The organism is Blattabacterium cuenoti (genome assembly GCF_014251595.1).
Classification (GTDB): domain Bacteria; phylum Bacteroidota; class Bacteroidia; order Flavobacteriales; family Blattabacteriaceae; genus Blattabacterium; species Blattabacterium cuenoti_Q.
In genome coordinates, this window is the sequence record NZ_CP059192.1 from 519,193 (window position 1) to 539,454 (window position 20,262).

Annotated in this window: 17 protein-coding genes; 11 read left to right on the forward strand and 6 right to left on the reverse strand. The window is 25.9% G+C overall.

Annotated elements, in window-relative coordinates:
* The first annotated feature begins 101 nt into the window (after positions 1-101).
* The 6 genes from leuS to rpoN all read left to right on the forward strand — a co-directional run bounded on the left by leuS (position 102) and on the right by rpoN (position 8,652).
* Positions 102-2,885 carry a leucine--tRNA ligase gene (leuS, locus tag H0H66_RS02555; protein WP_185857871.1) on the forward strand — a complete coding sequence of 928 codons (2,784 nt, stop codon included), beginning with the start codon at positions 102-104 and terminating at the stop codon, positions 2,883-2,885.
* A 145-nt stretch (positions 2,886-3,030) separates the two neighbouring features.
* Positions 3,031-4,458: a Glu/Leu/Phe/Val family dehydrogenase gene (locus tag H0H66_RS02560; protein WP_185857872.1), complete on the forward strand. Its 1,428-nt coding sequence runs from the start codon at positions 3,031-3,033 to the stop codon at positions 4,456-4,458.
* A 49-nt stretch (positions 4,459-4,507) separates the two neighbouring features.
* Positions 4,508-5,224 (forward strand): UMP kinase, encoded by a 717-nt coding sequence (gene pyrH, locus H0H66_RS02565; RefSeq protein WP_185857873.1) that lies wholly within the window; start codon positions 4,508-4,510, stop codon positions 5,222-5,224.
* Positions 5,225-5,228: 4 nt separating this feature from the next.
* Positions 5,229-5,783, forward strand: coding sequence for a ribosome recycling factor (frr, locus tag H0H66_RS02570; RefSeq protein WP_185857874.1), 555 nt, complete (start codon positions 5,229-5,231; stop codon positions 5,781-5,783).
* A gap of 1 nt (position 5,784) precedes the next feature.
* Entirely contained in the window at positions 5,785-7,203 is a 1,419-nt protein-coding gene (asnS, locus tag H0H66_RS02575) for an asparagine--tRNA ligase (protein WP_185857875.1), read from the forward strand.
* 3 nt (positions 7,204-7,206) lie between these two features.
* Positions 7,207-8,652, forward strand: coding sequence for an RNA polymerase factor sigma-54 (gene rpoN, locus H0H66_RS02580; protein WP_185857876.1), 1,446 nt, complete (start codon positions 7,207-7,209; stop codon positions 8,650-8,652).
* Here rpoN and H0H66_RS02585 read toward each other — a convergent pair.
* The 6 genes from H0H66_RS02585 to H0H66_RS02610 are packed head-to-tail and all read right to left on the reverse strand — an operon-like array spanning position 8,647 to position 15,412.
* The gene (locus H0H66_RS02585) at positions 8,647-10,005 is read right to left on the reverse strand and encodes an aldehyde dehydrogenase family protein (RefSeq protein ID WP_185857877.1); all 1,359 of its coding nucleotides are present in this window, start codon (positions 10,003-10,005) and stop codon (positions 8,647-8,649) included. The genes rpoN and H0H66_RS02585 overlap by 6 nt on opposite strands.
* Positions 10,006-10,014: 9 nt before the next feature.
* Complete coding sequence (locus H0H66_RS02590) at positions 10,015-10,458, reverse strand: SufE family protein (RefSeq protein WP_185857878.1); 444 nt, start codon at positions 10,456-10,458, stop codon at positions 10,015-10,017.
* Positions 10,459-10,510: 52 nt separating this feature from the next.
* Positions 10,511-12,808, reverse strand: a complete 2,298-nt coding sequence (gene metE / locus H0H66_RS02595) for a 5-methyltetrahydropteroyltriglutamate--homocysteine S-methyltransferase (RefSeq protein WP_185857879.1) — start codon at positions 12,806-12,808, stop codon at positions 10,511-10,513.
* 52 nt (positions 12,809-12,860) lie between these two features.
* The gene (locus tag H0H66_RS02600) at positions 12,861-14,045 is read right to left on the reverse strand and encodes a putative sugar nucleotidyl transferase (RefSeq protein WP_185857880.1); all 1,185 of its coding nucleotides are present in this window, start codon (positions 14,043-14,045) and stop codon (positions 12,861-12,863) included.
* Positions 14,046-14,051: 6 nt separating this feature from the next.
* On the reverse strand, positions 14,052-14,306 hold the full coding sequence (locus H0H66_RS02605) for a type B 50S ribosomal protein L31 (protein WP_185857881.1): 255 nt from the start codon (positions 14,304-14,306) through the stop codon (positions 14,052-14,054).
* Between the two features lie 2 nt (positions 14,307-14,308).
* On the reverse strand, positions 14,309-15,412 hold the full coding sequence (locus H0H66_RS02610; protein WP_185858250.1) for a 3-oxoacyl-ACP synthase III family protein: 1,104 nt from the start codon (positions 15,410-15,412) through the stop codon (positions 14,309-14,311).
* 69 nt (positions 15,413-15,481) lie between these two features.
* Here H0H66_RS02610 and H0H66_RS03125 point away from each other — a divergent pair, with 69 nt between their 5' ends.
* Genes H0H66_RS03125 through H0H66_RS02630 form a run of 5 tightly spaced genes read left to right on the forward strand, consistent with a single transcriptional unit; the run spans position 15,482 to position 20,258 of the window.
* Positions 15,482-15,658: a class I SAM-dependent methyltransferase gene (locus H0H66_RS03125; RefSeq protein WP_262887074.1), complete on the forward strand. Its 177-nt coding sequence runs from the start codon at positions 15,482-15,484 to the stop codon at positions 15,656-15,658.
* 29 nt (positions 15,659-15,687) lie between these two features.
* On the forward strand, positions 15,688-16,221 hold the full coding sequence (locus tag H0H66_RS02615; protein ID WP_262887077.1) for a ubiquinone/menaquinone biosynthesis methyltransferase: 534 nt from the start codon (positions 15,688-15,690) through the stop codon (positions 16,219-16,221).
* A gap of 22 nt (positions 16,222-16,243) precedes the next feature.
* Positions 16,244-17,758: a GH3 auxin-responsive promoter family protein gene (locus H0H66_RS02620; protein WP_185857882.1), complete on the forward strand. Its 1,515-nt coding sequence runs from the start codon at positions 16,244-16,246 to the stop codon at positions 17,756-17,758.
* A 47-nt stretch (positions 17,759-17,805) separates the two neighbouring features.
* Positions 17,806-18,069: a 30S ribosomal protein S15 gene (gene rpsO, locus H0H66_RS02625; protein ID WP_185857883.1), complete on the forward strand. Its 264-nt coding sequence runs from the start codon at positions 17,806-17,808 to the stop codon at positions 18,067-18,069.
* A 50-nt stretch (positions 18,070-18,119) separates the two neighbouring features.
* Positions 18,120-20,258, forward strand: a complete 2,139-nt coding sequence (locus tag H0H66_RS02630; protein WP_185858251.1) for a polyribonucleotide nucleotidyltransferase — start codon at positions 18,120-18,122, stop codon at positions 20,256-20,258.
* The last annotated feature ends 4 nt before the right edge of the window (positions 20,259-20,262 follow it).

Below are 20,262 nucleotides of genomic sequence, written 5' to 3' on the forward strand. Positions count from 1 at the left end.
AAATTCATTTCCACAGGAAAAATTTCTATATTGTTCTGCAGAAATGAATTAAAATTACGTAATAAAATAATTGTAATATTTATAGTGTTAAAAAAATAAAAATGGAATATAATTTTCGTGAAATAGAAAAACGTTGGCAAATATATTGGAAAAAAAATCATGTATTTCATACAAAAGAAAATAAAAAAAGAAAGTACTATATTTTAAATATGTTCCCTTATCCTTCTGGAACAGGTCTACATGTTGGACATTGTTTAGGTTATATTACATCAGATATTTATGCAAGATATAAACGAACAAAAGGGTATAATGTTTTAAACCCCATAGGGTTCGATTCTTTTGGGTTACCTGCAGAACAATATGCAATACAAACAGGAAAACATCCTTCCAATACTATTATTGAAAATTCACATAGATATAAAAAACAAATGAATAAAATAGGACTTTCTTTTGATTGGAATAGAAAATTATATACGAGTCATTCTGATTATTATCGTTGGACTCAATGGATGTTTATTCAGATTTTTCATTCTTGGTACGATAAAAACACTGAAAAAGCTAAACCTATAAATCTGTTGATTAAGGAATTTAATAAAAATGGAAATAATTTCATTAACGCAAGTTGTACATCGAATTATAAATTCGATTCAAAAACATGGAACTTATTAAGTTTACATGAAAAAGAATCTATTCTGTTAGATTATAGATTGGCTTTTTTAGCTAAAAATACAGTGAATTGGTGCCCTGATTTAGGAACAGTATTAGCTAATGATGAAATCAAAAATGGAAAAAGTGAAAGAGGAGGATTCCCCGTTTACAAAAAAAAAATGTTACAATGGCATATAAGAATTAGTGCATATGCAGAAAGACTCATGAAAGGATTAAATCTTATTGAAACTTCTCCGTCTTTAAAAAAATTACAATCTAATTGGATAGGAAAATCAATAGGAACTTCTATTTTTTTTAAAATTATTTATCCTATTGGTAAAATTAATCATATTGAATTATTTACTTATCATCCAGAAATGATTTTTGGAATGACTTTTATTATATTATCAACAGATCATCCACTTTCAGATAAAATAAGTTATCATTCTTCACATTATCAAAATGTTTTAACATATACTTCTCAAGTGTTTTCCATAGAAGAAAATACGAAAAATATTTCTGGAATTTTTACAGGAAACTATGTATTCCATCCTTTTATTAGAAATAAGAGAATTCCTATTTATGTCAGTAATTTTTTTTCTATAAATAATCATATACAATCTTTTATAGGAATACCTGGATATGAAGAAAAAAGTAAAAAATTTGCTCAAAAATTTGGAATAGAAATCATAAAAATTTTTGATTTTAATCAAAAATGTATTAATTCTAATTTTTTAAATGGATTAAATCGTCAACAAGCAAAAGAAAAAATAATCAAAATTTTAATAAAAAATAAAATAGGAGGTATGAAAATCAATTATAAGATTCGTGATGCTATTTTTTCCAGACAAAGATATTGGGGAGAACCAATTCCTATTTATTTTAAAAATAAAATTCCTAAAACAATTCCCGTCGATAAATTACCTCTGTTTCTTCCAAAAATAGAAAACTATCATCCTATCAATGGAAAATCTCCATTAATTAGAGCTAAAAATTGGGCTTGGGATGAAAAAAATATGAAAATTGTTTCTAATACTATTATTGATAATAAATATATATTTCCAATTGAAACTAATACAATGCCTAGTTGGGCAGGATCAAGTTGGTATTTTCTTAGATATATGGATGTACATAATCATCAATTTTTTCTTGATAAGAAGAAAGAAAATTATTGGAAAAACGTGGATTTATATATTGGTGGATCTGAACACAGTACTGGTCATTTAATTTATGCTAGATTTTGGAATAAATTTTTATTGGATAGGGGATGGATCACTTCTGAAGAACCTTTTAAAAAAATATTGAATCAAGGAATGATATTGAGTTATTCTGCTACTATACTTAAAGTAATAGGAGAAAATACTTTTATATCTTATGGATTAAAAAATAAAAAACACGCATATTCTTCCTTTCAAGAAATATATGTAGATCTTTCTTTAATTAAAAAGAACAATGAACTAGATATTAATAGATTTAAAAAATTAAGACCAGAATTTTATTCATCTATTTTTATTTTAGAAAGAGGAATTTTTTTATGTAAAAAAAAATTGGAAAAAATGTCAAAATCTAAATACAATGTAATAAATCCTGATGATATATATGAAAAATATGGATCAGATGTACTTCGTATTTATGAGATGTTTTTAGGCCCTATTAATCAATCTAAACCTTGGGACGAAAAAAAAATAAATGGGATAAAAAATTTTATAAATAAATTTTGGGGTTTATTTCATAAAAATGAAATTTTTCAAATAACGGAAATCCATCCTACATTACAAGAATTTCAAATTTTACATAGTACTATAAAAAAAATTCAAAATAAAATGGAATCTTTTTCTTGGAATACTTCTATTAGTTTATTAATGATTATCACTAATCAATTGATTACGTTAAAATGCAATAAAAGAAAAATACTAGAACCTCTTGTTCAATTGATAGCTCCATTTGCTCCTCATATATCCGAAGAATTATGGTATAAATTGGGTAAAAGAAAATCTATTATATATTATGATTTTCCAGTTTTTAATTCAAAATATGTCATGATAAAGGAAATAACGTATCCTATTTTGTTTAATGGAAAATTAAAATTTTTAGAAAAGTTTGATAATCGAACTTCAATTGAAGAAATAAAGAATAAAATTTTGAGTCATCCTAAAACAAAATTTTTTTTGAAAAAAAAGATTTTGAAAAAATTAATTTTAATTCCTAAAAAAGTAATAAATATTTTATTTCAATAATTTTTTTGACATGATTTTAAATATTTTAAAAACGTATTACAATTGAATTTAAATTTCTACATAAAACGTAGATTTGTATTCGATTATGCTAATGTAGCATTTGTATTTTTTTTCATTCTATAGAAATGTGTAAAAACTTTTTTTTATGTCAAAAAACCAAAATAAAACTAGTGCATATAGTTTTTTTAATTGTATAGAAAAAAATTTTGATAAAGCTGCACGATTTATTTCTATTGAACAAGGTCTTTTAGATCAAATTAAAGCTTGTAACGCTGTATATCGAATGCATTTTCCTGTAAAAATAGGAAAAGAAATTAAAGTGATTGAAGCATATAGAGTTCAACATTCTCATCACAAACTTCCTTGTAAAGGAGGAATTCGATATAGTATGAAAGTAAATCAAGATGAAGTTATGACTTTAGCTGCTTTAATGACCTATAAATGCGCTATAGTTGATGTTCCTTTTGGAGGAGCTAAAGGTGGAATAAAAATTGATCCACAAACTGTATCAATAGAAAACATAGAAAAGATAACACGTCGTTATACCTCAGAATTAATTAAAAAAAATTTTATTGGTCCAGGAATAGATGTCCCCGCACCTGATTATGGTACTGGGGAAAGAGAAATGAGTTGGATTTTTGATACTTTTCTATCTCTTCGTTCTGGAGATGTAGATGCATTAGCTTGTGTTACAGGAAAACCGGTATCTCAAGGAGGAGTAAGAGGAAGAAAAGAAGCAACAGGGTTAGGTGTTTTTTATGGAATAAGAGAATTGTGTCTTGTTAAAGAAGATATGGATTATGTCGGTTTAGATGTAGGATTAGTTGGAAAAAAAATTATCATACAAGGATTAGGAAATGTTGGGTATCATGCTGCTACTTTTTTTCATGAAGCAGGAGCGATTATAATAGCTTTAGCAGAAAGAGAAGGCGCTATTTATAACGAAAAAGGATTAAATGTTTCCAAAGTTTTTTTACATTTAAAAAATACTGGATCTATATTAAATTTTCCAGAAGCAAAAAATATGGAGAATACGGAAAAGGCTTTAGAATTGGAATGTGATATTTTAATTCCTGCTGCGTTAGAAAATGTGATCCATAAAAATAATGCCAATCGGATTAAGGCTAAAATTATTGGAGAAGCAGCCAATGGACCTATCACGCCTGAAGCGGATGAAATATTGGAAAAAAAAGGAGTGATTATTGTTCCGGATATTTACTTGAATGCAGGAGGAGTAACTGTTTCTTATTTTGAATGGATAAAAAACTTAAGTCATGTCCGTTACGGACGTATGGAAAAGAAATTTAGCGAAAACATGAACGCAGAATTACTACAAGTTATAGAGACGATTTGCAAAAAAAAAATTTCAGTAGAAGAAAAAAAAATTATTTCAAGAGGACCAAGAGAAATTGATTTAGTCCGTAGTGGTTTAGAAGATACAATGATCAATGGATTTCATAAAATTCGAGATCTAAAAAAATCATCAAAAATAGAAAATATGCGTACGGCAGCATTTGTACTTGCTATAAATAAAATTATAGATTCTTATGAAAAACTAGGAATTTTTCCATAATACCTTTTAATATCCTTTATTATGAAATAAACGATAAAATATATTTTTCATGAAGTACAAAAGATCATTATTGAAATTAAGTGGAGAATCTCTTATGGGAGAGAACGAATTTGGACTTCATTCTACTCGTCTTCAACAATATGCAGAAGAAGTCAAAAAAGTAGTAGATATGGGAGCTCAAGTAGCAATAGTTATTGGGGGTGGAAATATATTTAGAGGGTTTTCTAGAATAAAGGAAAAAACCATAAATCGTATAGAAGGAGATTATATGGGAATGTTGGCTACCGTTATTAACGGCATAGCTTTTCAATCATATTTAGAAAATGTAGGAGTATGTACCTATATTCAAACAGCTATTAGAATGGATGAAATCGCAGAACCTTTTGGTATAGATAAAGCAATATACCATCTTGAAAAAGGAAGAGTAGTAATATTTGTAGCGGGATTAGGAAACCCTTATTTTACTACAGATACAGCCGCTGTTTTACGTGCTATAGAAATAAGAGCTGATGTATTATTGAAAGGAACCAGAGTGGATGGAATTTATACAACAGATCCAGAAAAAGATAAATATGCTAAAAAACTTAAAAATATATCTTTCGATACAGCATATAAAATGGGAATTAAAGTTATGGATCAAACGGCTTTCATTTTAGGAAATGAAAATAATTTACCGATTATTATTTTTGATATTAACAGGAAAGGAAATTTTAAAAAAGTAATTTCCGGAGAAGAAATAGGGACTATGGTTTCCAAAAAAAAATAAAATTATGGATGAATTAAACAACATTTTTTTCTCTTGTCAAGAAAATATGGATAAAATTTTTAATCAGTTTAAAAAAGAAATTCATCGTGTTCGATTAGGAAGTCAATCTATATCTTCTTTTTTAGGTAAAATAAAAATAAAATGTTATGGAACTTTTTTTCCCCTTATAGAAGTGGCTAATATTTCTATTATCGATAATATGAATATTTCTATTCATCCTTGGGATCGTTCTATTGTTTCAAATATAGATAAAGCCATTATTAATGCAAATTTAGGTTTTATGCCAACTAATAAAGGAGACTCTATCGATATACATTTACCTACAATAACAGAAGAAAGTAGAAAAAATTTGATCAAAAAAATCAAATCAAAAACAGAACATGCAAAAATTCTTGTGAGAGAAATTCGGAAAAAAAATAACCAAAATATCAAAAAATTAAAAATATCAGAAGATTTTTATAAAATGGGAGAAAGTCGTATACAAAAAATAACGAATCAATACATACAAAAAATAGAAAATTTCTTTCTTCACAAAGAAGAAGAAATATTGAGAATATAAAATGATAAAAAAATATTCAATTAAAGAATTATTAAATAAAGGAAAATCTTTTATAAATCAAAAAGTATTAGTTGAAGGATGGATCCGTTCTTTTCGTTATTCTATTTTTATTACTTTAAATGATGGATCTACAATTCAAAATCTACAAATTATTTTATCCAAAAAATTAGATAAAATAATTATGAAAAAAATAACGATAGGAAGTTCAATTAAAGTTATAGGAATAGTCAAAGAAAGTATTGGAATTAAACAATATATAGAACTCCAATCTTTGGATATAACTATATATGAATCAGTCGATCCAAAAATTCTTCAAAAATCTATTTTGCAACCTAAAAAACATAGCTTGGAAAAGCTTCGTGAACAAGCTCATTTACGTTTTCGTACAAATATTTTCAGTTGCATTATGCGAATTCGTCATCATATTGCTTTTTGTATACATAAGTATTTTCATGAGCATGGTTTTTTTTATCTTCATACTCCAATTATTACTACTTTAAATTGTGAAGGAACTGGAAAAATGTTTCAGATAACCACTATGGATTTAAAAAATTTAAAAAATAAATCAATAGATTATACAAAAGATTTTTTTAAATGTAAAACTTATCTTAGTGTCTCTGGACAATTAGAAGCGGAGACTGCTTCTTTAGGATTAGGAAAAGTGTATACTTTTGGTCCTGTATTTAGGGCTGAAAATTCAAATACTTCGCGACATTTATCGGAATTTTGGATGATTGAACCCGAAATGGCTTTTTATCATCTAGAAGAAAATATAAATCTGGCTGAAAATTTTCTTAAGTTTATTATTAGATATATTATTGATAATAGTATGGAAGATTTGATTTTTTTAAATCAATGTTTGGAAAAATGGGCCATTAAGAAAAAAAATTACCTTTTAAAAAAATTAGAACTTGTTCTAAAATTTTCATTCAAAAAGATTAGCTATACAGAAGCTATAAAAATCCTTGATCAAGAAGAAAAGAAAAAAAATATAAAATTTTTACATCCAATTATTTGGGGGATGGATTTACAATCAGAGCATGAACAATATTTGGTTGATAAGTATTTTAAAATTCCTGTAATTATATTTGATTATCCTTGTGGAATAAAAGCTTTTTATATGCGTATAAATAATGACGGAAAAACTGTTAGAGCTATGGATGTTTTATTTCCTGAAATAGGAGAAATTATTGGAGGATCTCAAAGAGAAGAACGCTATGATATATTATTGCAACGGATGAAAGATACAAACACTGATAAAAATAAACTTTGGTGGTACTTAGATACACGTCGTTTTGGTTCTGTTCCTCATAGTGGATTTGGTTTAGGTTTTGATCGTCTAGTTCAATTTATAACAGGAATGAATAATATTCGTGATGTTATACCATTCCCAAGAACTCCAAATAATGCAGAATTTTAAAACATGTTAAAACAACAATTATTACAAAAAGGACAACATAAACTCTCTCCACAACAAATTAGATTAATGAAATTAGTTCAATTGTCTACTTTAGATTTTGAACAGAGAGTTCAACAAGAATTAGAAGAAAATCCAGCTTTAGAAGAAGAAAATTGTTTGGATTTAGAAGAAGACTCTGATATAGAAAACCAGACAGATCTTATAGAAGATCAAAATCAATCTATAGACATGTCTGAAATTGATGAATATTTAAGTGATGACGAAATGGAAGATTTCCAAATCAATTATCAAAATCACTATATAAAAAAATATATTCCAATTATTTATGGAATTTCTTTTCAAGAATATTTAAAAAATCAATTACATACATTTCGTTTAAATGAAAAAGATTTATTAATTGCTGATTTTATATTAGGAAATATAGATGATGATGGTTATATTAGAAGAAAAATTACATCTATCGCAGATGATATTTTTTTAAGGTTTGGAATATCTGTTTCTATAGAAAAAATAGAAAAATTGATCGTAAATTATATACAAAAATTAGAACCTATAGGTATAGGATCTAGAGATTTACGAGAATGTTTATTAATTCAATTAGATAAAAAAAATTTTTCTCAAGAAGTTTCTTTTTCAAAAAAAATTATACGAGATCATTTTGAATCTTTTGTAAAAAAACATTATCACAAACTACAAAAAAAATTGGGTATTACAAAAAAAGATCTAAAAAAAGTTATTGATCAAATCAAAAAATTAAATCCTAAACCAGGAAAAATTTATTCTGATAATACTAAAAATATGGATCATATTATTCCAGATTTTAATATTTATGTATCAGACGATAAATTGGAACTTTCTTTAAATCAAAGAAATATTCCGGAATTAAAAGTATCATCTTTATATTTAGATATGTTAAAATCTTATAAGTCAGAAAAAAATGTTAAAAAAAATGAAAAAACCATTGTGTTTTTAAAACAAAAAATAGATTCAGCAAAATGGTTTGTAGACGCAATCAAACAACGTCAGAATACATTGATGTTAACTATGAATGCTATCATGAATTATCAAAAAGAATATTTCCTAACTGGAGATCCAATCAAAATAAAACCTATGATTTTGAAAAACATTTCCCAAAAAATTGGAGTAGGTATTTCCACTGTTTCACGTGTAGCTAATAGTAAATATGTTAATACGCCATATGGTACTTTTTTAATTAAAAGTTTTTTTTCTGAAAAAATGATAAATCGAGAAGGAAAAGAAATTTCCTCTATTGAAATTAAAAAACTTTTAGGAGAATCAATAGATAAAGAAAACAAAAAAAAACCTCTTACTGATGAAAAATTATCCAAAATGCTTAGAAAAAAAGGTTATTTAATAGCTAGAAGAACCATTGCTAAATATAGAGATCAAATGCATATACCTGTTTCAAGAATGCGAAAAAATTTATAATTTTTTATTAATTACAGTTTTCCAATTAGAAAATTCCTTTATAGATAAAATAGACAACTCTCTTCCATATCCCGATTTTTTTACTCCACCAAAAGGAAAACGTGGATCTGATTTTACAACTTCATTAATAAAAACCATACCTGTATCTATTTTTTTTAATATTTTTTCTGCTTTTTCTAAATCTTTTGTCCAAATAGAAGCTCCAAGTCCGTATGGAGTATGATTCACAATATCAGGAATTATTTCTTCTTTTTCAAAAGAAGAAATAATTCCTATTGGACCAAATATTTCTTCTTTATTCACTATACAATTATCATTTTCTATTTTTAATAAAGAAGGAGAAAAAAAATTACCATCTCTAGTAATTTTTAAACATATTTTTCCTCCATTTATAATTATATTTTTATATTGTTGATGCAATTTATCAGACAAATCACAACGGGATATATAGCCGATTTTTGTTGATTCATCATATAAATCCCCTCTATGATATGTTTTCATTTCTTGTATCACAGCATCGATAAAATCGTCTATTATAATTTGATCTACAATAAATCTTTTTGCTGAAATACATGTTTGTCCTGTATTATTTAATCTAGATTCTGTAGCTAATCTTGCTACTTTTTTTACATTATCTACATCTTTTAGAACGACAAAAGCATCATTTCCTCCTAATTCTAAAACAGATTTTTTGATATATTTTCCTGATAATGATCCTATAATACTACCTGTCAAAGTACTTCCTGTAAAAGTGATTCCTTGTATAGCCGAATGAGCGATAACAGATTCTATTTGATGTATGTCTATAAATAAAATCTGAAAAATTCCTTTAGGAAAACCGGATTCTAAAAATATTTTTTCTAAAAGAAGGGAAGATCCTGCTGTATTAAGAGCTGGCTTAATAAGAATTACATTTCCTAACAATAAATTAGGAATAGTAGATCTAATCGTTTGCCATATAGGATAATTCCAAGGCATAATTCCTAATATGGCACCTATAGATTCGAATTTTACATAAGAAACTTGATATTCTGTATCAATTTCTTTCAAAAAGATCGATTCTTTTAATTCACTATAATACTTACATAAAGTAATGCTTTTCTTAACTTCTGCATAAGATTGAGTTATTGGTTTCCCCATTTCCTGAGTGATAGAATAAGCAATTATATCTATCGCTTTATGCATACAAAAACAAAGTTTCATTAAACATTGAATCTTATAGTTGAAAGAACAATTTTTCCATTTTTGATATGCATTTTGAGCCTCAGATAATTTAATCTGTATATTTTTATTGGATAAAAAATAGTAAGTTTTTAATATATTATTCTCTACAGGATTAATAGTTTGAAACATATTATTTTTTTAAATTTGACTATTTAATCTGATAGAAATTTTTGCATTGAAAGCTATCGCATAAAATTTTATTTTTTTCAAAAATAAAAGTATCCCATTAGCTCTAGTAGGAGATAAAAAGGTTTGAAATCCTATTTCATAAATAAAATTAGCATTAGAATAAATAATATCAAAAGGAAATAGCCCTGAATATACTTGAATCATAAGCGCGGCCATCCCTCTAGGTAACAAAGCATCACTATCCGCATCAAAAAAAATACGTGATTTATTGAATTTTGCCTCTAACCAAACCTTGGATTGACATCCATGAATTAATTTATCTTCAGATCTAAATATAGGTGATTTTTTAGATAACCGTTTTCCTAAATCAATTAAATATTCATATTTTTCTTCCCAATTTTTAAGAACTTGAAATTCCTTTTTTATTATTTCTTCTCTTTTATGCAAAGTCATTTATAAATTTTTATGCAAAAATATACACTTTTCTTTTTTTTTTTTTTTAAGTTTAAGAAAGATTGATAAATTTATTTCTAGCTATTTTTGCTGCTTTTGTCATATTATGAAGCGATTGTAATACTTCTTTCCATTTTCTAGTTTTTAATCCACAATCTGGATTAATCCAAATATTTTTTATAGGTAATCTTTTTGAAGCTTTTTCTATTAAGTCAAATATTTCTTCTACAGTAGGTATTCTTGGAGAATGAATATCATATACTCCTGGACCTATTTCATTAGGATAAGAAAAAATTGAAAAAGCTTTTAACAATTCCATTTTAGATCTAGAAGTCTCTATAGTGATAACGTCTGCGTCCATATTTGCTATATGCTCAAATATATCGTTAAATTCACTATAACACATATGTGTATGTATTTGAGTTTCATCTTTTACTCCACTTGAGGATAGACGAAAAGCCTTAATAGCCCAATCAAAATAAGATTTAAAATCTTTTTTTTTCAAAGGTAATCCTTCTCTGATAGCAGGTTCATCAATCTGAATAATTTGAATTCCATTTTTTTCTAATGATAAAACTTCTTCCCGAATTGCCCAAGCTATTTGATAAGCAGTATGAGAAATAGGTTGATCATCTCTCACAAAAGACCATTGTAAAATAGTAACAGGACCAGTTAGCATCCCTTTCATTAATTTTTTAGTTTTAGACTGAGCAAAACATATCCATTTAACAGTCATATCTTCAATACGAGTAACATCTCCATAAATAATAGGAGGTTTAACACATCGACTACCATAACTTTGAACCCATCCATTTTCAGTAGAAAGTATTCCTTTTAATTTATTGGAAAAATATTCAACCATATCAGTTCTTTCAAATTCTCCATGAACCAATACATCTAAATCTATTTCTTCTTGTTTTTGAATAACATCTATAATAAAATTTTTAATTTTTTCATCATATTTATCTCTACTCAATTCGTTGTTTCGAAATCTTTTTCGAAGATTACGTATTTCTTTTGTTTGAGGAAAAGATCCTATAGTAGTTGTAGGAAATAAAGGAAGATTAAATTTTTTTTTCTGTTTTTCTTGTCTAATATAAAAAGGATTATCTCTTTTTATGTCTTGGTCTTTTATTTGATTTGCTCTTTCTCTTATTTTTTGATCATAAAAAATATAAGAAGATTTTTCTAATAAATCAATATTGTTAAGTAATACACTTTTATCTCCTTTTACAATTTTTTCTAAATCATTTAATTCATAAATTTTTTGCCTAGCAAAAGACATTCTATTTTTGATATTTATCGGAATCGAATTCTCGTATTCAATATCTATAGGAACATGTAAAAGAGAACAATTAGGAGCAATCATAATTCTATTTTCTCCTATCATTTCAATCGATTTTTCTATCTTATTAATAGAATAAGCATAATTATTTTTCCATATATTTCTTCCATCAATAAGCCCTAAAGATAAAATCATTTTTGACTTTTTTGAAAAGAAAGAAAGTATTTTTTCCAACTGATTTGAATCTTCTACTAAATCTATATGTAAAGCTTGAACAGATATTTCTTGCAAAAGAGATATATTTTCTGATATTCCATCAAAATAAGAAGTTAACATAATATTAATTCCAGAACAAAATTTAGATATTTCTCCATAAGCATATTTAAAAACTTTTTTATCTTTTTCAGACATATCTAAAACTAAAATAGGTTCATCCAACTGAATCCAGTTGACTCCTTCATCTTTTAATTTTTTAATAATTTTTATATAAATAGGAATAATATTTTCTACTAAATCCATTCTATGAAAGGATTTTTCTTTTTCTTTTCCTAAAAATAAATAAGAAATAGGTCCAATTAATACAGGTTTAATTTTTTGTATAGATTTCAGTACTTTTTTAGATTCCTCTAATTCATCAAATATTTTATTAGAAAAAATAGAAAATTTATGATTTTTACTAAATTCTGGAACAATATAGTGATAATTGGTATTAAACCATTTTGTCATTTCCATGGCTTTAATATCCCATTCATTTTTTTGAAAACCTCTAGCCATAGAAAAATATAAATCAATATTATTATGAATAACTGGAATAGAAAGATAAGATTCTGGTATTACTCCTAATAATAAGGACATATCCAAAACATGATCATAAAAACTGAAATCATTGCATGGAATTAAATCTAATCCTGCTTTTTCTTGTATTTTCCAATTTTCTTTTCTTATATTTTTCCCTACTTGAAATAAAGTATGAGAATTAATTTTATTTGACCAATAAGCTTCACAAGCTTTTTTTAACTCTCTTCGTACCCCTATACGGGGATAACCCAAATTGTGTTTCAGCATAAAATAACTTTTATTAAAATTCAAATTTTATTTCCACTCACATTTAAATTAACTAAATATCCAACAACTGATATAAATATTCTAAAATTTTTTTGTCTAAAACAGAAAAGTTTATATTCCTTCTCTTCATCATAATTTCAGACGTTTCACAAATTTTATTAAAAGGAATTCTTTTTTTACTTTGAATCCCTCCGAAAGAAAAAGAAGGAATATACCTAGAAGGAAATCCGTATCCAAAAATGCTACCTCCTACACCTACAATCGTAGCTGTATTAAATTGAGTATTAATTGCTGATTTAGAATGATCACCCATTATGACTCCAATAAATCGTAAATCGATAGGAATAAAATCTTTTTTTTCATAATTCCAAACTGTCACTTTTCGATAATCATTTCTCAAATTAGAAATATTGGTTCCAGCTCCTAAATTACACCACTCTCCCAAGATAGAATTTCCTAAAAATCCATCATGAACTTTATTAGAATAGGAAAAAATAACAGAATTAAAAATTTCTCCTCCTACTTTACAAAAAGTTGAAATAGTTGTTCCTCCATATATTTTTGATCCAACATTCAACGTCGTGTTTTTTCCAATATATACTGGACCTCTGATTACAGATCCTTCCATAATTTGGACTCCTTTTTCAATATATATAGGCCCATATTGAGCATTTAATACAACATTATTCGTTTGTATATCCTCCTCCAAAAAAATTCTATCCCGACCAATAATATAATTTTTACCCAACAAAGAAAAAGATTTTTTTCCTTTTGTGAAAAACAAAAAATCTTTTTTTAGTACACTTTCATTATTTATAAATATATCCCATGGATATTGAATATGAATAACTTTTTTTATATGATATGTTTTTTTATACTTTTTTAAAGACAAAACATCTTCTTTTCCTAAAAGGAAATTTTTTTTTATAGCAATTATTTTTTCTTCAAAAAAAACAGTTTCATTTTCTTTTAAAGAAAAAAGAATTTGAATTAATTCTTCATTAGGGAGATATGAAGAATTAATTAACAATATATTCTTAAAATAGAAAGATTTTTTTTTTGAATATTTCTTGGAAAGAAATGGTTGTGTAATAACATGATCTACACTTTTTCCCAAATATTTTTCCCATCTCTCTTTTATTGTAAATAAACCCAATCGAATTTCCGATACAGGTCTAGTCAATGTAATGGGAAATAACTTTTTCCATTCTATTCCATCATATAGTATGAAATTCATAATTCACTATAATTTCTTATATTTTTCATATTTTTTCTTAAATTTTTCAGCTGGACCTGTTTTTCCCAAAAATTTTTTTTCTCCTGTAAAAAACGGATGCGAATAACTAGATATTTCCATTTTATATAATGGATAATCTATTCCATCTAAATGGATAGAATCTTTTGTTGTTACTGTAGATTTACAAATAATTATTTTCTCATTATTAATATCTTTAAAAACAACAGGTCTATAATTTTCTGGATGTATTTTTTTTTTCATATTTATTGTTTTTGTTTTGGAAAACGGTAAATCATTCCATTTATATTCATTCCAGCGCCTAAAGAAACCATAAGAATTCTATCTCCAGGTTCAATTTTATGAGGAGGCATTTTTCCTTTAAGAATTAAATCTAATAAAGTAGGAACTGTAGCAACAGAAGAGTTTCCAAATTTCTGGATTGTCATAGGCATAATTTTTGACAAAAAATCTTTATTTAAAGATGTATAATTGTATAATTTCAATAATCTTTTTAAAATTGCATAATCCATTTTAGCATTAGCTTGATGAATTAAAATTTTTTTTATCTCCTTGATATGTAAATTTGTATGATCTAGTATGTTTTTTATCATATTTGGAACTTCTGTTAATGCATATTCATAGATTCTTCTTCCATTCATTCTGATATTAACTAAAGATTTTTTATAATTGGGATTTAAAGAAGGTCCATTCATTAAATAATATAATTCTTCATCATTATTACATTGAGTATCATAATGAATGATTCCATAGTTTTTTTCTTCTGAATATTCTATAGCAGAGAGAACAGCAGCTCCTGCCCCATCAGAAAAAATCATTGCATTTCTATCATGTGGATCTATAACTTTAGATAAAGTTTCAGAACTTGTAATCAATATATTTTTAGCATATTTAGATCGTAAAAGCTGATCTGCAAGAATCATTCCTTCTATCCATCCTGTGCAACCAAAAATCATATCATATGGCCTACATTTTTTATTTTTTATTTTAAGTTTGTTTTTTACTCTAGCAGCTATAGAAGGCACCAAATCAGACTGACAAGAAATAGGATGAACATCTCCATAATTATGAGCTGATATAATATAATCTATTTTTTCTTTATAAAGTTTAGAACTTTTTAAAGCTATTTTTGCTGCAATAGCAGCAATGTCTGAATTTAATAATCCTTTATTTATGTATCTTCTTTCCTCTATTTCTGTTATTTTTTGAAATTTATTAATAATTTCTTCATTGGATTTTTTAATTTTTAATCCTTTTTTATCGTAAAATTTATGTTTCATAAAATGATCTCTTTTTATCACATTATTGGGTAAATAATGTCCTGTTCCTGTAATAATGGATCTAATCATTTCTATACTAATCATTTTAAAATTTAGAAAATAAATTTTTTTTAATTTAAAGGTAAATTCCCAAATATTATGAACAAATATTATCCTTCTTCAAAAGAAAAAAAACTAAAAGATATGTTTAATCATATTGCTAATAAGTACGATTTAATCAATCATATATTGTCTTTTGGGTTCGATTTTCTATGGAGAAAAAAAATAGTTCATTTATTATACAATTTTAGTAAAAAAAAAATTCTAAAATACTAGATTTAGCCACGGGAACTGGAGATTTAGCTATATTATTAGCTAATAGATTCCAACATGCTAATATTACAGGATTAGATCCATCTGATAAAATGCTGAAAATAGCGAAGAAAAAAATCAAAAACAATTTTTTTGAAAAAAGAATTCACATTATTCAAGGATATTCACAAAATATTCCATTTAAAAATGAAACTTTTGATATAGTTACCATTGCTTTCGGAATACGAAATTTTCAATATCTTCATCATTCTATTCGAGAAATATATAGAATTTTAAACCCTTCAGGAATTTTAGCAATTCTAGAATTTTCTAACCCTTCTAATTATTGGATAAAAAATATTTATCATTTATATTTTCACTTGATAAAAAAAATTGGGAATTTTATTTCCCATAATCGTTATGCTTACAATTATTTACAAGAATCCATATTTTCTTTTCCTTATTACAATAATAACATGAATAAACTTTTAAAAAATCATAAATTTAACCCAATTTATATACAAGAATTAACTTTTGGAATTGTTTCTATTTACATAGCCAAAAAAAATGAAAAAAATTTATTTTAATAAACTTTAATATTTTTTCATAATGATAAAGTATTTATCTGAATATTTTACATCTTTTTTTCTTAAAAAAAGAATGAAAAACATAGAATTTTTTATGCGTTATCCAGTAGAAATACAAAGTAAACTCATTCATCAATTGATTTTATATGCAAAAAACACAGAATTTGGAAAAAAATATGGATTTTGTGATATCAAAAAATATCAACAATTCTCTGAAAGAATTCCAATATTTAGATATTCTGATTTACAATCTTTTATATATAGAATTCGTAAAGGAGAAAAAAATATATTATGGCCAGGACAAGTAAAATGGTTTGCCAGATCTTCTGGAACAACAAATACAAGAAGTAAATACATACCCATCACAAAATTATCTATGAATACATGTCATTATAAAGCAGGAAAAGATATGTTATCCATATACATTCATAATCATCCTGAAACAAAAATTTTTTTAGGAAAAGCTGTTCGTTTAGGAGGAAGTTACAAATTACATAAAAAATATAACACATTTTATGGTGATTTATCTTCTATTTTAATTAAAAATATGCCTTTCTGGGTTGAAAATATTTGTGTTCCTGGAAAAAAAATAGCTTTAATGAGTGAATGGGAAAAAAAATTAGAAAACATAGTCAAAGAAACAGGACATCAAGATGTTAGGATTTTATTAGGGGTTTGTTCTTGGCTATTGATTTTTTTAAAAAAACTATTACAAGAATTTAATAAAAAAAAAATTGATGAAATATGGCCTAATATTGAGGTAATATTTCATGGAGGAGTAAGTTTGATCCCTTATATTTATCAATATAATAAATTATTTGAAAAATCTATCAATTATTACGATATATATAGTGCTTCAGAAGGTTTTTTCGCTATACAAGATCAAAAAAAGGATAAAGACCTCTTATTATTATTAAATCATGGTATATTTTACGAATTCATTCCAACAGAAGAAATAAATAACACAAATCCTAAAATATTTCCTATTGAAAAGGTAGAATTAAATAGAAATTACGCTCTTGTTATTTCTACTAATGCAGGATTATGGAGATACATAGTTGGAGATACTGTTAGATTTACTAGTTTATCTCCATACCGAATTTTGATTTCAGGAAGAACAACACATTATATTAATTCTTTTGGTGAAGAATTAATTGTTGAAAATGCAGAAAAAGCTTTAAATCAAGCTTGTATGAAAACAAATTCTATTATTCATGAATACACAGCAGGTCCAGTATATATGAATCAAAATAATTCTGGAGCTCATGAATGGATTATAGAATTTAAAAAGAAACCTCATGATTTAGGTATTTTTAAAAAAATTTTGGATAATGAATTAAAATATTTGAATTCAGATTACGAAATTAAACGATACAAAAATATTGTTTTAGGGCCTCCTATTATATATGTAGCTAGAAATGGTTTATTCTATGACTGGCTAAAAAAACATAAAAAATTAGGAGGTCAACACAAAATTCCTCGTTTATCCAATGATAGGAGATATATCGATTCTATTCTTAAAATGGAAAAAGAATAGAAATTAGTTTCAAAAAAATATTTTTATCTTTATAGTTTTATTTTATTATGACAGTAGAAAAAAAAAAAGAAATATTTAAAAGTTATGGAACATCTGTTTATGATACAGGTTCCTCTCAAGTTCAAGTAGCTTTGTTTACTTATCGGATCAATCATTTAAACCATCATCTAAAAAATAATAAAAAGGATTTTAATACAGAAAGAGCTTTAGTAAAAATGGTGGGTAAAAGAAAAAAATTGCTAAAATATATAGAAAAACATGATATTAATAATTACAAAAATATAATTAAACATTTAGGATTAAGAAAATAAAATCAATAAAATATTTCTTATATCAGTTATATTTTATGAAAAAAAAAAATATGCCAGATCTAATAAAAGAAACCATATCTATGGAAGATGGCCCCTCTATCATTATAGAAACAGGAAGATTAGCAAAACAAGCAGATGGAGCAGTTATTGTTCGCGCAAAAAATACAATGCTTTTATCAACTGTGGTCATTTCTAATGAAATAAAAAATGAAACCAATTTTTTACCTCTAACTGTAGATTATAGAGAAAAATATTCTGCTGGAGGTAAAATTCCCGGAGGTTTTATCAAAAGAGAAGGAAGACCTTCTGATGAAGAAATTTTAACAATGAGATTAGTGGATCGTGTTTTAAGACCAACATTTCCAGATTCTTTTAAAAAAGAAATACAAATTATGATTTCATTGCTTTCATATGATAAAACTGTTTTACCAGACGGTTTAGCTGGTTTAGCTGCATCAGCTGCTTTATCAGTGGCAGGTGTTCCTTTTAATGGCCCTATATCAGAAATTCGTATTATACGTTTAAATGGAAAATTTATTATTAATCCAGGGCTAGATCAGTTAAAAGAAGCAGATATAGATTTAATAGTAGGAGGATCCAATCATTCTGTTATTATGATAGAAGGGGAAATGAAGGAAATCAAAGAAAGTGAATTTTTGGAAACTGTAATAAAAGCCCATAAAGCTATAAAACCACAAATAGAAGCTCAAATCCGTTTAATTAATAAATTATCAAGAACCCGTGTTTTTTTTGATGATCAAAAATCAATAGATTCTGATCCAGAAAATGAAATGTTAAAAAAAGAACTTTTTTTATTTTCATATGAAAAAATTAAAAAAATTTATCAAAATTATATAAACAAAAAAACTAGATCTATTCAAGAAAAAATGGTACTAGATGATTTTAAAAAAAATTTTTTAACAGAAGAAAAAAAAGATAAAAAAGAACCGATCATTAACCAATTTTTTGAAGAAATTAGAAAAAATATAACTAGAGATTTAATTTTCAAAAAAGGAATTCGATTGGATGGTCGAACTGATAAACAAATACGTCCAATATCTAGTTTTGTTGATTATTTACCTGGAGTACACGGTTCTGCTTTATTTTCAAGAGGAGAAACTCAATCTTTAACGACAGTCACGTTAGGATCATCTTTAGATGCTAATAAAATTGATAATGTTATTATGGAAAATCAAGAAAAATTTTACTTACATTATAATTTTCCGCCTTTTTCAACAGGAGAAATACGTTCTATAAGAGGAGTTTCTAGACGTGAAGTAGGACATGGAAATTTAGCTCAACGTGCATTAAAAAATATTATTGTCAATAATCCATATACAATTCGTGTAGTTTCGGATATTTTAGAATCTAATGGATCATCTTCTATGGCAACAGTTTGTGCTGCAAGTTTAGCATTGATGGATGCTGGTATTCCTATAAAAAATCCTGTTTCTGGAATTGCTATGGGTTTGTTTATAGAAAATGAAAAAAAAATTATCATATCGGATATAACAGGAGAAGAAGATCATTTTGGAGATTTAGATTTCAAAATAACAGGAACTAAATGTGGAATGACAGCTTGTCAAATGGATGTGAAAACTATGGAAGGAGTAACATATGATTTAATGAATCAAATTTTAATGCAAGCTCTAGAAGGTCGTATTTTTATTTTAAAAAAAATGTTAGAAACTTTACCTAAATATAGACAAAAAAAGAAACCTAATGCTCCAAAAATATATACTTTCAATATTCCAAAAGATTTTATAGGTTCAGTTATAGGTACTGGGGGAAAAGTTATTCAAGAAATACAATCATGTACAAACACAAATATATTAATTGAAGAAAAAGGAGATTTAGGGTATATTGAAATCATTGGAAAAGATGATGAAAAAATAAAGGAAGCAATTAATAGAATTAAAGAAATTGCTTTTGTCCCTGAATTGGGAAAAGTATATAAAGCAAAAGTAAAATCTATAAAATATTTTGGTGCTTTCGTTGAAATTTCTAAAGGAGTAGAAGGTCTATTGCATATTTCGGAAATAGGATGGAAAAGATTGAATAATATAGAAGAAGAGTTGCATATAGGAGATATTATTGATGTTAAATTTATGGGAATGGATGAAAAAAATAAAAAAATGAAACTCTCTAGAAAAGTTCTTTTACCTCGTCCTGTAAAAAAAAATGAATAAAAAA